The sequence below is a fragment of the Oribacterium sp. NK2B42 genome, assembly GCF_000424445.1.
Classification (GTDB): Bacteria; Bacillota; Clostridia; order Lachnospirales; family Lachnospiraceae; genus Oribacterium.
Genome location: NZ_AUJX01000010.1, coordinates 1 through 14190 on the forward strand (window position 1 = coordinate 1; position 14190 = coordinate 14190).

The window sequence follows — 14190 nt, forward strand, 5'->3', positions numbered from 1 at the left end:
AGGGCAAACACAGATCACCGATCGCTCGGAGAACTGTTCTACCTGTATGTCCAGGAAGTAGCGGAAATAACCTTTGACCATTCTATGCGACTAATCATGATCGCACTGCTTTCAACCGTCAAAGAGTTCTTTGCGCTCACTGATGCTCAAATGGCAGGGTTTGTACAGCAATTCATCAACAACCTGCCAAACTATCTGAAAGCGCCCTTAGAGGCCTGCGCGGAGCAGTTGTCGGCGGCATAATGGTATTTTTGTGCCGCAAACATTGTAAACACTGAGTTTCACGCCCTTTTGGGTGTGGGAAGTATTAGTTATATTACTATGTTCAATTCAAGATTAAAGAATTCCGTATTTCTCCATCTCTTTCTTGAGAAGCTCCTTTGTGGCATCTGATGCCTCTGTAAGAGGAAGTCGCAGAGAACCTACCTTCTTTCCCTGAAGATTCATGGCTGCCTTAACCGGAATAGGGTTAACCTCTGCAAAAAGAGCCTTGATAAGATTAAATGCCTTAAGCTGGGCATCCAGTGAGCCCTTAACATCACCGTCAAACCACTTCTGGCAGATTTCGTGAGTCTCTCTCGGAGCAACATTGGAAAGAACAGAAATAACTCCTGAGCCGCCAAGTGCAAGAAGAGGAACAACCTCATCATCATCTCCTGAATAAAGAGCAAAATCCTTATCCACGAGAGTCATGAGCTTTGTACTCATCTCGATATTTCCTGTAGCATCCTTAACACCAACGATATTCTTTACATTGTTGTAAAGATAAGCCATGGTCTCCGGCTGTATGGTAACGCCGGTTCTTGAAGGAATGTTGTAAAGGATACAGGGAATGCTGATGCTGTCAGCGATAGCTGTAAAGTGCTTGATAAGACCGTTCTGTGTAGCCTTGTTGTAGTAAGGTGTAACCAGAAGAACTCCGTCAGCTCCATCCTTTTCAGCCTGCTTTGAAAGCTCTATGGCTGTTGCTGTACAATTACTGCCGGTGCCTGCAATAACCGGAATACGATGAGCAACTTTTTCTATAATGAAACGTACAACGTCCATATGCTCTTTTTCTGACATTGTAGAAGCCTCACCTGTGGTACCGCATGCGATGATGGCATCTGTGCCGCCTTCAACCTGCTCTTCGATGAGCTCTGCCAGTTTATCGTAATTTACTGAACCATCCTCATGAAATGGAGTAATGAGAGCTACTCCTGCTCCTTTAAATATGGCCATAATAACCTCCGATTTTTAGGGTTTTAAACACTAAACTCAGCCTATTATACAACACTAAGCAAAAACAAGCGACAGAAAATCTGCCGCCTGCCATAATTTTTATTCATTTCAGAAATATAAGATAAAAAAGCTTTAAATGCAATTCTCTTCGCTATTCTCATCCAATTTTTAACCGGAACATCGAATAATATGTATCAGGTACACAATGATTCGAACATACACATATATCCTCGTACTACGGACAGTGTGAATATACCGGATACTTTATATATATTGTGCTCGTGACGAACGCAGCCTTTTCAACCTGACAGTATCACTGTCAGTATATTAATGATGATCAGCTGTTCTTACGAGCGATACCTGCTCTCTTTCTGAGGGTAGGATCAAGAATCTTCTTACGGATACGGAGATTCTCAGGGGTTACCTCAAGAAGCTCATCTGTATCGATGAAATCGATGCACTGTTCAAGAGACATGATCTTCTTCGGTGTAAGCTTGAGTGCTTCATCAGAAGCTGATGTACGGGTATTTGTAAGATGCTTGGTCTTGCAGACATTAAGCTCTATGTCCTCGGACTTAGGTGACTGACCGATGACCATACCTGAGTAAACCTTCTCGCCGGGTCCGATGAAAAGAGTTCCCCTTGCCTGAGCCTGGAAAAGACCGTAGGTTACAGCTTCACCGTTCTCAAATGCAATAAGCGATCCCTGATGACGATATGAAAGCTCACCTCTGAACTCCCCATAACCGTCAAACTCGGTATTGAGGATGCCGTTACCCTTTGTATCTGTCATGAACTCGCCTCTGTAACCGATAAGTCCTCTTGAAGGGATATCGAACTCAAGACGGGTATAGCCTGTCGCAAGAGGAGTCATACCGTTGAGCACGCCCTTACGCTGGGTAAGCTTCTGGATAACAGTACCTGTGCAGTCATCGGGAACATCGATATATGCAATCTCCATAGGCTCCATCTTCTTGCCCTGCTCATTGGTCTTAAAGATAACCTCCGCCTTTGAAACCGCAAACTCGAAGCCTTCACGGCGCATAGTCTCAATAAGTACGGAAAGATGAAGCTCTCCACGTCCCGATACCTTGAATGTATCTGCGGAATCAGTCTCCTCTACACGGAGTGAAACGTCTGTCTGAAGCTCACGCATGAGACGGTCTCTGATATGTCTTGATGTAACGAACTTTCCTTCCTGACCTGCAAGAGGAGAATCATTAACGATGAAATCCATGGAAATAGTCGGCTCAGTGATCTTCTGGAAAGGAATAGCCTCAGCCTCACCGGTTACAACAGTATCTCCTACATGAAGATCCTCAATTCCGGAAATGGCAACTATCTCACCGCAGGAAGCTTCCTGAACATCCACTCTCTTAAGTCCATCAAAGGTATAAAGCTTTGTGATTCTTACCTTTGTCTTCTTGTCATGATCATGGTGGTTAACTACAAATGCTTCCTGATTGAGCTTAAGTGAACCATTCTCGATCTTACCGATACCGATACGTCCGACGAACTCATTGTAGTCAATAGTAGAAACCAGCATCTGAGTATCAGCTTCCGCATCTCCCTCAGGAGCAGGAATATAATCAAGGATAGCCTGGAAAAGAGGCTCCATATCCTTCTCTTCGTCCTCAAGCTTTGCCTTTGCGAAGCCTTCCTTTGAAGAAGCGTAAAGGAACGGGCAGTCAAGCTGCTCGTCGGAAGCATTAAGATCCATCATAAGCTCCAGAACTTCGTCCTCAACCTCTGTAGGGCGTGCTTGTGGCTTATCGATCTTGTTGATAACACATAGTACGGGAAGTCTGAGATCCAGAGCCTTCTGAAGTACAAATCTTGTCTGAGGCATAGGTCCTTCAAATGCATCAACAAGGAGAATTGCGCCATCAACCATCTTTAAGATACGCTCAACCTCACCACCGAAATCTGCGTGGCCCGGAGTATCAATGATATTGATCTTGGTATCCTTATACGTAACCGCTGTGTTCTTGGAAAGGATGGTGATACCTCTCTCACGCTCAAGAGGGTTGGAATCCATTACACGGATACCTACATCCTGGTTGTCACGGAATACACCTGACTGCTTTAAAAGTTCATCTACCAGAGTCGTTTTACCGTGATCGACGTGGGCGATGATAGCGACGTTACGAATATTTTCTCTCTTCTGCTTCATTCTATTACCTCAGATATTACATTAAAGAAACGTTTGCTTCTCATTACAAAAAAATCCTAGGCATTATACCACCGGGATTTCTCGATTGCAAGTGTTATACTGCCTCCGGATATCTCCTGTATGTGATTTTGAAACGGGACAAGCTTAAGTTCAGGCACAAGCCAGGTCATTTTAACATTATTCCCATACTCAGCCCCAGCTTCGGTAATGCCGGTGGTCTCCGTGAAATATTTAATTTTTCCTACCAATGTATATGGAATCTCAGCTTCTGCCCTGTAACCTTCCACTGCCGAAAGGACCACAGCGCTGTCAATGGCAGCCTTTGCGGCATTGGTGTAGCTTCTGACCAGTCCACCGGTACCGAGAAGTGTTCCGCCGAAGTAACGGGTCACTATCATGAGCGCATCATGTATGTCCTGTCCCTTCAGAACATTAAGGATCGGCATGCCTGCAGTCTGTGAGGGTTCGCCGTCATCCGACTGTTTCATGATCTCATAATTGTCGCCAATGACGTAAGCATAGCAATGATGTCTTGCATCATAATATTTCTTTCTTACAGCATTGATATGTTCCTGGGCTTCTTCCTCAGACTTAATGGGAAACACCTCGCCTATAAAACGGGACTTCTTCTCCTCATATTCCCCTGTTGCGTAATCTTTGATATATTTCATAAATTCAGGTGTATAAATCTTTTGTCAATGTTTCTGTAATACCCGCTTCACCGGGGCTCAGGGATTTGATCCGGGGAGCTCATCCATCACAAATCAATGCAGCCCCCGCATCAGTCTACTATTACTACCGGGGCTTCTATGCCACCGCCTGAACCGCCACTTGGTCCACCACTTGGTCCACCGCTCGGTCCACCGCTCGGTCCAAACTCTCTGGTCTCAGCCTGTGTTTCCACAGTTACCGGAATTTCAAACGTGATCGGCAGCTGAGGGGCAGCTGTACTGGATCTTCCGCCGTAACCATCATCAGTACCACGATCCTCATCATCAGGAATCTTAATGCTGCCTCCTCTGGAATGAAGCTCGCAATTATCCTTTGGTACTGTGCCTTCGGCAAAGTACTCTGTTATCACGGCACTGCCGCGGAAATCATTGTAACAGCCCCGGGAAGGAAGCATGCCTGACTTACGGCATACCTTTTCCTGAACGATGCCATCCGGCTGCTCGAAACCGATATCCGGCAGTCCTTCATGAACTCTCTCCATGATCTTTCGCCAGATGTCTTTGTGGAAACCTGAGCCTCCGTTGTACTCACCGCTTGCATTGTCAATGAGGGGCTGGTTTTCGTCACAGCCTCCCCAGACACCACCTATAAAATAAGGTGAGAATCCAACAAACCAGATGTCCACATCCTTTGTGGTGGTACCTGATTTTCCCGCAAGACTCATTCCGTCAAAATGAGCTCTTGTAGAGGTAGAGTTTACATTTATGGAACCGGAAAATGCTCTGTTCGGAAGCATTGACTGACTCATGGCATCTGTCAGAAGGAAGGCCGTAGTGGCTTTCATAGCCTGTACCGGTTCATCCAGAGTTGTATCGATGATGACATTACCGTTCTGATCTATGATCCTGGTGAAAAACTTCGCTTTGTTGAACTTTCCTCCGTTTGCTATGGTCGCATAAGCCTGGGTCAGTTCGAGGTTTGTTACACCGTTTGTAATACCGCCCAGAGCAAGTGCCGGATTCTCATCCTCATCAACGAGAGAGGTGATTCCCAGACTTTCGGCATACTGACGTCCCTTATGAGGGTCCAGCTGCTCCATGAGGCAGCGTACCGCAACGATATTGAGGGAGTAAATGATTCCGTCCCTTATGGTCTGATAACCCAGAAAACCCTTGCTGTACCAGTTTTTAAAGGTTTTTGCGCCTAATGTATATTCACCGTCATAAAAACTTGTGGCAAGTGTGGCGCCGTAAAGATCTATGGCCGGAGCAAAGCTTGAGATAACCTTGAAGGTGGATCCCGGCTGTCTCAGGGTGTTTGTGGCTCTGTTAAGTGACAATGAGAACAGCTTTTCTCCGCGTCCTCCGTTTACAGCCTTCACCTGACCTGTGTGAGGATCCATCAGAACAAAGGATACCTGGGGCTCCAGAGTTGTGAAAAAGCGTTCACCTATCTCTACATCAGTATCCGTAAGAAGCTCTGCCTTATATTCACTTATATAATTCTTTGCGGACTCCTCAGACTTAAACAGACCGTTAAAAGAAATGCCTCTTACTTCTTTTATATAATGAAGAAGGTCTCTTTCTGAATAGTTGACTATCGTACCGTCTTCATGTTTTACAGTGTATCGCCAGGTGATGGAATACTTTGCGGTATCATAGTTTTCGGGGTCATTGACCTCCTCATCAACTATTTTCTGAAGTCTCGGATCCTGAGTGGAATAAATGCTCAGTCCTCCGGAATACAGAAGATCCGTTGCCTCTTCCTTTGTGTAGCCAAGTCTGTCCTGCAGCTCCTGAACAACCTGCTCTGTAAGCTCATCAACAAAATATGAATAGGGTTCCTCTACCTGTGCGGATTTCTGCGTATCTACGTCCTTTATGCGGGCATAAACATCATCCGCCTTTGCCTCATTATACTGTGCCTCTGTAATATAGCCCTGCTCAAGCATGTTTGAGAGGACCTGGGCGCGTCTTGCGGCATTGGCTTTTGGATGCGTGATGGGGTTAAGGCCCGAAGGATTCTTGGTGATGGCGGCTATAACGGCACATTCGGAAAGTGTCAGAGTATTAACCTCCTTATTAAAGTAACGCCTTGCAGCAACTTTGACTCCGAGTGTGTTGGCACCAAGGTTTATGGTGTTCAGGTACTCGGTGATAATGCTTTGCTTAAGCTCTTCCTTCGTCATGTTAGGCTGATTCTCAAGCTCGAGGGCCAGATACTGCTCCTGGAACTTACGGACATACTTTTCAAAGGCACCCTCGTTGAGACCGCCGCCGAAAACATTATTCTTGATAAGCTGCTGGGTTATGGTTGATCCGCCGCCGGCTGAGGAATCGTCGGAAACAACACCTCTTACGGCACGGAGTATGGATTTAATGTCTATTCCGTTATGTTCCCAGAAACGCTCGTCCTCTATGGCAACGAAAGCATTTATCAGATCCTGAGGGAGCTGCTCATACTTTACTCTTTCACGGTTCGAACCCTCCTGTACAAGGGTTGCGGTAACATTGCCCTCCGTGTCATAAACCTTGGAGGCATAGGCTGTGGGGCCCACATGAATGGTCTTAAGATCCGGTGCAGAATCCAGAACGCCTCTGAACATACCAAAGCCGAAGGCTGCGGCGATGATACTGCCGAATACTGCTCCGATAAGAAGACTCATCTGAAAGAAGTGAGTGATACGGTTTCCTATCTTACCTTTGGTATCATCCAGCGCGTCCAGTGTTTTATCTATATTGTATCTGGTGTAATTTGTCATTTATTTCCTGCCTGAAATGCCTGAGCATCTTAAATATGTATATCTGTCTGCTTTACGCATAGTAAAACATTTTAATTATACTAGCCCTCGCAAACCTATGCAATGAAACAGGGCTTACAAATATATTTCACTTAATCAAAAGGAGGGCATCCATTTAAATGGATGCCCTCCGGCTCTGACCTGCTCTTTCGTAAAGCTGAGATATTTTTTGAACTCAGTTCACAAGTGTTTTGATATAGTCTGCGATTTTCTCGTCCTTGCAGTTGGCGAAGAAAAGCTCTTTGAACTTTTCGCCCCGGAAAGCGCCTTTCACAAGTTCTGGATCGAGTTCCTTCAGAACTTCTACGAGATCCTGTCTCAGGGTGTGCCTGCGTACTTCGTCAAGGATCTTCTTGTTTCTCTGCTCGGGCTCACGTCTCTCTGGTGGGTATCCGCCTCCGAAGGGCTGTGAGAAGAGCTTCTCAAAAATGTAAACGAGGTTCAGGTCTCCGCCCCAGCCGAACTTAAGTGCGAAAGGAAGGGCAACAGCATTACCATCGTTGATCTGTGCGAATGTAAATGCATCCAGCGGATCCTCTACATGTCCGCAGATAACGCCCGGGAATGAGTTAAGTGCAAGCATTGCGCCCTCGCCTGTTCCGCAGCCTGTTACGACAAAATCTGCCGCACCGCTGTTGAGAAGTACAGCTGCAAGGATTCCGTTCTGAACATAGGTGAGCTGTGCTTCGTCTTCTGCACTGTACATACCATAATTATCTACTGTGTAGCCCTTCTCATCTGCGACTTTCTTGAGAGAGCTGTAGATCATGGCATTTTTTCCTGCCTGGGAGTTCTCATTGATTAACGCGATTCTCATTATATTTCTCCTTAATTGCAAAAAAGTTAACCGTTTTACTAAAAATCATTCTAAATCACTTTGTCGGCAATTACAAGAGCTTATCGCAAGATTGTATGACAATATGCATCGGTATAGTCGAACCATAATAGCCGGAATCGAAGGTCATTAAAACCCAGCTAAAACCGCCGGGGACGGTTCTCGCCGGTGAGAACCGTCCCCCGGTGGTTTTACGGCATATCCGTCACACTCCTTCCCCGTTCCAGTCAGGGATGAAGCTGTCCTTTGCAACGCTTCCATCCTGTATGAAGGCGCGGGTCACGCCTTTTTCCATGGCATAATTTATGAGACGTTCATATTCACGGTGGGTTACTTTTCTGTTTATCTCGGGATATTTTTCCAGGCGTTCGAAGGGAGTGAACTGGTGCATGAGGCTAAGGTAAACATTGTCACCGTAGGTGTCGTAAACGTAGTCCACTACAGCCTTTCCGTTTTTTACCATTCCGGGCATTAGGAGGTGTCGGACTATTACACCTTTTTGCATGATGCCGCTATCGTCAAATGCCGGTTCCGGGCACTGTCTCACCATCTCGTCAAGGCTTTCTTTCGCTCTTTCGGGATAATCCCCGGCGCCGGAATACTTCTTTGCTTTTTCAGAGTCCATATACTTGAAATCGTCAAGGTAAATATCGGCGAGACCGTCCAGCATATTGATAAGCTCCTTTGTCTCGTAACCGGAGCAGTTTATCACGTAAGGGATTTTAAGCCCCTGATCTCTTGCGAAAATCATGGCTTCCCTGATTTCCGGAATGTAATGATCCGGAGTTACCAGGTTAATGTTGTTGGCGCCTTTTTCTTCAAGCTCCAGAAAGATTTCCGAAAGGCGACCAATGCTTACTCTTTTGCCGTTCTCACCATGGCTCAGCTCATAGTTCTGGCAGAAGACGCATTTAAGCGTACAGCCCGAAAAGAATACCGTGCCTGAGCCTTTGGTTCCTGAGATGCAAGGCTCCTCCCAGAAATGAAGTGCCGCTCTTGCAACATATATATCAGATGAAACTCCGCAGACACCGGTTTTTCCGGTGTTTCTTTCCGCTCCGCACTTTCTCGGGCAAAGTTCGCAGTGCTCCAACATCGGGTGAGTTGAATGAATATCTCTTAGTTCTTTTTCTTTTGTAATAACAGGTTTATTCATTTTCTATGACCACTTTATTTGTCCACAAGATTCTATACCGGTATTATCCGGACACGATTTATTATCCGCTATATCGACTGTTCATGATACTAAGTAATCCACCGGGGACGGTTCTCGCCAGCGATAACCGTCCCCGGTGGATTACCGGTGGATTAGATTTCACTTTCGGAAGTTAGCATTTTTCCTGTTCTCTTCCGCGTTCTTTCTGGCCTGTTCGGATTTCGGCATGGAATCAATGCGGGCCTTCTCCTTCTGAAGCTCCTGAGCCTTTCGCTTCTCATCCTCCAGATGAATCTCGTCTTCAGTGAGAACTCCGATCTTCAGGTCGTTTTCATTATCATACCACTCAAGGAAGCTGTGCTTCACATGCTGACGCTTGAAGCCAAGGATCTTGTTCAGACTTATGTTCTCCATGGCGCTGAAGATGTTTCGTTCAACGTACGGATTAGTCTCCTTAAGTTTTTCTATGAGATGCTTGGTTTCAAGCCGCTTTGAGCTGGTCTGTCCGTCGGTGTGACAGGTGGAGCAGGTGGCTGTGAAATGGCAGGCACACTGTATAAAGTTAAGGTGATTGTAGTCCCGCCAATGCTTTATTTCCGCCTCATGCACAAAGTATAAAGGCCTGATGAGCTCCATCCCCGGGAAGTTGGTGGAGTGAAGCTTCGGCATCATGGCCTCATACTGCCCGGCATAAAGCATTCCCATAAGAATGGTTTCAATCACGTCATCAAAGTGATGTCCGAGAGCTATCTTGTTGCAGCCCAGCTTCCGGGCTTCTTTATAAAGATATCCCCTTCTCATGCGGGCACAGACATAGCATGGTGACTTTGGAATGTTGTAAACCGAATCAAATATGTTTGTTTCAAAAATAGTGAGAGGAATGCCCAGTAGCTCAGCATTTCTCTCGATGATCTTACGGTTTGCTTCGTTATAGCCGGGATCCATGCAAAGGTACACAACCTCAAAAGGAAGCTTGTTATGACGCTTAAGCTCCTGAAAAAGCTTAGCCATAAGCATCGAATCCTTGCCGCCGGAAATGCAGACAGCGATCTTGTCTCCCTCTTCCACCAGGTTGTAATCGCAGATGGCTTTCACAAACATGCCGTAAATGTTTCGTTTAAACTTCTTTCTGAGAGATTTCTCGATATCTTCCCTTCTCTGATCTGAGTCAAGATCTCTCTGTATCTGACGTAGCACCCACTTACCGTAACCTCCCTGAAGGCTGTAGGCTTCATAGCCCTGCTCCGAAAGATTGTCGGCAGCTGCAAGGGAAAGTTCGCCATACTTACAGTAAAGAACAACCTTTTTGTCCTTAGGAATGGCATGTTTCTTATCCGCTATTTCCACAAGATCCACTCTCATGGCGTCAGGCATCTTTCCTGTTATGAAATCCTGCTCCTCCCGGACATCTATAAGGGTATAGCTCTCCTTAGGCCAGGTTTCAAATTCATCTATAGTTATTTCTCTGATTGTTGCGTCCATATAATCCTCAGTTCTTAATTCCAATCAAAGCATTTTCTCAAAAAAGTACATTTTCCTTTATATAAAAGGCTGCAAAAAATCTCTTGAACAATGCTCCTATATTATCCTCTTCGAAACAGCAACGACGATTATATGTTATGTGCAGGATTTCGGCAAGTACAAACAAAGGACACCGGAAAATATTCCGATGTCCTAATGCAATCATTTTTTATTTTATACTGATCAGTTAAGCTTGATTCCGTTCTTCCTCATGAGGTCGCCGAGTGTAGCGGTAGCAGCGCCGGACTCCTTGTAGTTTGCACGGAAGTCATCACGCTCTTCCTTTTCCTTGCGTTCCTTCTTCTCAGCCTCAAGTGCCTTCATTGAAAGAGAAATCTTTCCGTCCTTTATGGCGATAACCTGAACCTGGACTATCTGCCCTTCCTTAAGTACATCTGAAGGTGACTTAACACGCTTGTTGGAAATCTCTGATACATGGAGAAGTCCCTGAACGTCATCTCCGAGGTCAACGAATGCGCCGTAGTCCTTGAGGGTCTTAACAGTACCTTCTGTTACGAGACCAACCTGAATCTTTGCAGCCTTTTCTTCCTTAGCCTTCTCCTGCTCTTCCCGGAGAACATCTCTTGCAGAAAGAACAAGCTTGTTGTTCTCAGGCTCAGCTGTGATAACACGAACATTAAGCTTCTTTCCTATCCAGTCCTTCAGCTCTTCTTCCTTGATGAAGTTAAGTGAAAGCTTTGAAGCAGGGATGAACGCCCTGAGACCGTCAACTGTTGCGGTAACACCGCTCTTGACTGCTTCAGCGATCTCAACCTGAATGGTCTTCTTGTTCTCGAAGTCATCAAGAACCTTCTCCCACTTGCTCATGTCAACGCGCTTTGCATTGGCATGCTTCTTGAATGATGCCTCAAGCTCATCCTTGAAGTCATCCATGGATGGGATCTTCTCCTCAGCAGCCTTCTTTACTGTTTCTACAGCTTCCGTAGCTTTTTCCTTTATCTCAGCTGCGGCAGCAACTGCCAGATCCTTTACGTCATCAGCGGTTACTGCAAGGTCGACAGCAACGTTCTCTGTTGCCTTCTGTGCTTCTGTTTTAACATTCTCGTTCTTGATTTCTTCTGCCATGATAGATGGTACCTCTTTTTTCATAATAATCCCGGGACGCGCCCTATTGCCTTATATTGTAGCACAAAAACGGAAGTTTTACATAATGATTTACTCCAGAAAATGCAGGGGATGCGCGACGGCCCACGGGATTGAAAAGACATCCGGCTCTGTATGTACGGCACAGATGCACTGGCGTGCGTCTGTGCCGTACATACAGAGCCGGATGTCTTTTCAACCCGCAAGCCTTGTCACCCATCCTCTGATTTTTCTTCACTTAAACCACTACATGAATACTGATGTTATTTTTGATTAATATCTGACACACAGATGAACATCTAATCGGCTATTTTTCTATTGTTCAGACAGGGAATAATTGATAAAATCAAGTAGTTGTTAAATATCTTTGGAGAATTGCTTTGAAAAATTTTCGAGATATTGCTGAGCACCCTCATAAATCTTATCCGGGTGCTTTGTTTGACTTTTTGTATATCGAATGAGAGGAATAATTTATGGCAAATCCTATAGTTACTATCACAATGGATGACGGTAAGGACATAAAGATCGAGCTTTATCCCGATATCGCACCGATCACCGTAGAAAATTTTGTAAAGCTTGTTAAGGATGGTTTTTATGACGGTCTTACCTTCCACAGAATCATTCCGGGATTTATGATCCAGGGCGGAGATCCAGAGGGAACCGGCATGGGCGGTCCTGGCTGGTCAATCAAGGGTGAGTTTTCATCAAACGGAGTTAAGAACGATCTGAAGCACACCCGCGGAGTCATCTCCATGGCACGCTCCATGAACCCGAATTCAGCAGGTTCACAGTTCTTCATCATGCATAAGGATTCACCTCATCTTGACGGCGATTATGCAGCCTTTGGAAAGGTTACAGAGGGCATGGAGGAAGTTGACCGTATCGCTTCCATTCCTACCGACTGGAACGACGCCCCTAAAATCTCCGTTACAATGACCAAGGTCACTGTTACAGAATAACTATAATCATTTGAGCAATTCCGCTAGAGATAAGTTCAAACAGAGCCAGAGGGCATCCATTTATAATCGGATGCCCTCTGGCTCTATTCCATCACTCAGTCTTTCCGGGAGTCTTACGAAGATCGATTCCACGAATAACCTTACGAAGTCCAAGTATGGAAACAGGATTTACAGACAGCTCATCAACTCCGTAGCGGAGGAATGTCTCTGTCAAAGTCAGATCCGCTCCGAGCTCTCCGCAGATTCCAACCCATGCACCGTGACGGTGTCCTGCCTCGATAGTCATCTTGATCGCTTTCAGAACTGCAGGATGATGAGTATCAAGGAAAGGATCCAGAGCCGCATTCTGACGGTCTATAGCCAATGTATACTGGGTGAGATCATTGGTTCCGATGGACATGAAATCACATTCTTCGGCAAGCTCATCCGCAATCAAAACAGCTGCCGGTGTCTCGATCATAACACCGATACTGTACTTGCCGATTGTAACTCCCTTCTCAAGAAGCTCTTCTGTACACTCCTTAATAAGCTGCTTGCACTCATGAAGCTCTCTTGCGGAAATGATCATCGGGAACATGATACCCAGATTTCCGTAAGCAGAAGCACGAAGCAGTGCCCTCAGCTGAGTCTTGAAGAAATCTCTTCTTGTGAGGCAAAGTCTTATCGCACGACATCCCAATGCCGGATTGTCTTCCTTTACGAGATTCATGTAATCTACCTGCTTGTCAGCACCTATATCACAGGTACGAATGATAACCTGCTTTGGAGCAAGTGACTCAACTGCCAGTCTGTAGGCATTGAACTGCTCTTCCTCTGAAGGATAATCCTTGGAATTCAGATATACAAACTCTGAACGGAACAGTCCTACTCCGCCGGCATCATTCTGCTGAACAAGTCCGATATCTGAAGGTCCGCCTATATTAGCATAAACCTTGATTGTCTTTCCATCGATGGTTGTATTGCTCTGTCCCTTAAGTTCCTGAAGCAATGCCTTCTGTCTGTTATCGGCATCCTGCTTATTCTTAAGAGACTTCATGAGATCCTCTGTAGGTTCAATGTAAGCGCAGGCATTGTAGCCATCAAGAATGGCTGTCTTTCCGTCCCACTTGCTCGCTACATCACCGCACTGAACCAGAGCCGGGATTCCCATGGATCTTGCAAGTATAGCTGTATGGCTGTTAAGTGAACCTTCTCTCGTAATGATTCCGAGAAGAAGTGATTTATCGAGACGTACAGTCTCTGAAGGCGTAAGATCATTTGCCACAAGGATGCAAGGCTCTGTTCCCTGCATAGATTCGGGATCGATACCAAAGAGTACATTAAGAACTGCCTGCTCGATATCATAGATATCTGCCGAACGCTCCTTCATGTACGGATCATCCATCTCGGCAAAAACACGTGCCTGATTGTTGAAGGCTGTCTTTACGGCATACTCTGCATTGTGCTTCTGGCTGACAATGATCTCCTTTGTAGCGTCGATGAGGTCATCATCTTCAAGCATCATTGCATGCACTGAGAAGACCTCTGCACTTTCCTCGCCGGCATCAATAACTGCCTTTTCGTATAATGCATTCTGCTGATCGATAGCCTTTTCACGTGCCTCGTCAAAACGCGCAAGCTCAGCGTCTGTATCTTCAACAAGACTTTCACTGATAACTACTTTCGGTGGTGTGTACACCTTGATCTTTCCGATTGCTATTCCGTTAAGAACACTTTTTCCTGTTGCAACTTGCATACTTTTCTCCTTCT

General features: G+C 45.7%; 10 protein-coding genes and 1 pseudogene. 2 read left to right on the forward strand and 9 right to left on the reverse strand.

The window, feature by feature from the left end; all coding sequences use genetic code 11:
- Positions 1–243 (forward strand): annotated as a pseudogene (locus G625_RS22835) (hypothetical protein); the annotation flags it as partial.
- A gap of 93 nt (positions 244–336) precedes the next feature.
- Here G625_RS22835 and dapA read toward each other — a convergent pair.
- The 8 genes from dapA to G625_RS0105425 all read right to left on the reverse strand — a co-directional run bounded on the left by dapA (position 337) and on the right by G625_RS0105425 (position 11464).
- Positions 337–1221 (reverse strand): 4-hydroxy-tetrahydrodipicolinate synthase, encoded by an 885-nt coding sequence (dapA, locus tag G625_RS0105390; protein WP_029200295.1) that lies wholly within the window; start codon positions 1219–1221, stop codon positions 337–339.
- A gap of 337 nt (positions 1222–1558) precedes the next feature.
- Complete coding sequence (gene typA, locus G625_RS0105395) at positions 1559–3394, reverse strand: translational GTPase TypA (RefSeq protein WP_029200296.1); 1836 nt, start codon at positions 3392–3394, stop codon at positions 1559–1561.
- Between the two features lie 56 nt (positions 3395–3450).
- Positions 3451–4065: an IMPACT family protein gene (locus G625_RS0105400; RefSeq protein WP_029200297.1), complete on the reverse strand. Its 615-nt coding sequence runs from the start codon at positions 4063–4065 to the stop codon at positions 3451–3453.
- A 110-nt stretch (positions 4066–4175) separates the two neighbouring features.
- Complete coding sequence (locus G625_RS18525) at positions 4176–6827, reverse strand: transglycosylase domain-containing protein (RefSeq protein WP_084152772.1); 2652 nt, start codon at positions 6825–6827, stop codon at positions 4176–4178.
- A gap of 214 nt (positions 6828–7041) precedes the next feature.
- On the reverse strand, positions 7042–7683 hold the full coding sequence (locus tag G625_RS0105410) for an RpiB/LacA/LacB family sugar-phosphate isomerase (RefSeq protein WP_029200298.1): 642 nt from the start codon (positions 7681–7683) through the stop codon (positions 7042–7044).
- A 223-nt stretch (positions 7684–7906) separates the two neighbouring features.
- Positions 7907–8797: a radical SAM protein gene (locus G625_RS0105415; RefSeq protein WP_029200299.1), complete on the reverse strand. Its 891-nt coding sequence runs from the start codon at positions 8795–8797 to the stop codon at positions 7907–7909.
- A 219-nt stretch (positions 8798–9016) separates the two neighbouring features.
- On the reverse strand, positions 9017–10339 hold the full coding sequence (locus G625_RS18530; protein ID WP_084152773.1) for an ATP-binding protein: 1323 nt from the start codon (positions 10337–10339) through the stop codon (positions 9017–9019).
- A gap of 222 nt (positions 10340–10561) precedes the next feature.
- Positions 10562–11464 carry a S1 RNA-binding domain-containing protein gene (locus G625_RS0105425; RefSeq protein ID WP_049895740.1) on the reverse strand — a complete coding sequence of 301 codons (903 nt, stop codon included), beginning with the start codon at positions 11462–11464 and terminating at the stop codon, positions 10562–10564.
- Positions 11465–11955: 491 nt separating this feature from the next.
- Here G625_RS0105425 and G625_RS0105430 point away from each other — a divergent pair, with 491 nt between their 5' ends.
- Positions 11956–12441, forward strand: a complete 486-nt coding sequence (locus tag G625_RS0105430) for a peptidylprolyl isomerase (RefSeq protein WP_029200301.1) — start codon at positions 11956–11958, stop codon at positions 12439–12441.
- A gap of 91 nt (positions 12442–12532) precedes the next feature.
- Here the strand turns inward: G625_RS0105430 and ptsP are convergent, their stop codons facing one another.
- Positions 12533–14176 carry a phosphoenolpyruvate--protein phosphotransferase gene (ptsP, locus tag G625_RS0105435; protein WP_029200302.1) on the reverse strand — a complete coding sequence of 548 codons (1644 nt, stop codon included), beginning with the start codon at positions 14174–14176 and terminating at the stop codon, positions 12533–12535.
- Positions 14177–14190: the final 14 nt, after the last annotated feature.

Coding starts and splice junctions, on each gene's coding strand:
- dapA (WP_029200295.1), bottom strand. CDS start 1,221: ATGGCCATATTTAAAGGAGCAGGAGTAGCTCTCATTACTCCATTTCAT.
- typA (WP_029200296.1), bottom strand. CDS start 3,394: ATGAAGCAGAAGAGAGAAAATATTCGTAACGTCGCTATCATCGCCCAC.
- G625_RS0105400 (WP_029200297.1), bottom strand. CDS start 4,065: ATGAAATATATCAAAGATTACGCAACAGGGGAATATGAGGAGAAGAAG.
- G625_RS18525 (WP_084152772.1), bottom strand. CDS start 6,827: ATGACAAATTACACCAGATACAATATAGATAAAACACTGGACGCGCTG.
- G625_RS0105410 (WP_029200298.1), bottom strand. CDS start 7,683: ATGAGAATCGCGTTAATCAATGAGAACTCCCAGGCAGGAAAAAATGCC.
- G625_RS0105415 (WP_029200299.1), bottom strand. CDS start 8,797: ATGTTGGAGCACTGCGAACTTTGCCCGAGAAAGTGCGGAGCGGAAAGA.
- G625_RS18530 (WP_084152773.1), bottom strand. CDS start 10,339: ATGGACGCAACAATCAGAGAAATAACTATAGATGAATTTGAAACCTGG.
- G625_RS0105425 (WP_049895740.1), bottom strand. CDS start 11,464: ATGGCAGAAGAAATCAAGAACGAGAATGTTAAAACAGAAGCACAGAAG.
- G625_RS0105430 (WP_029200301.1), top strand. CDS start 11,956: ATGGCAAATCCTATAGTTACTATCACAATGGATGACGGTAAGGACATA.
- ptsP (WP_029200302.1), bottom strand. CDS start 14,176: ATGCAAGTTGCAACAGGAAAAAGTGTTCTTAACGGAATAGCAATCGGA.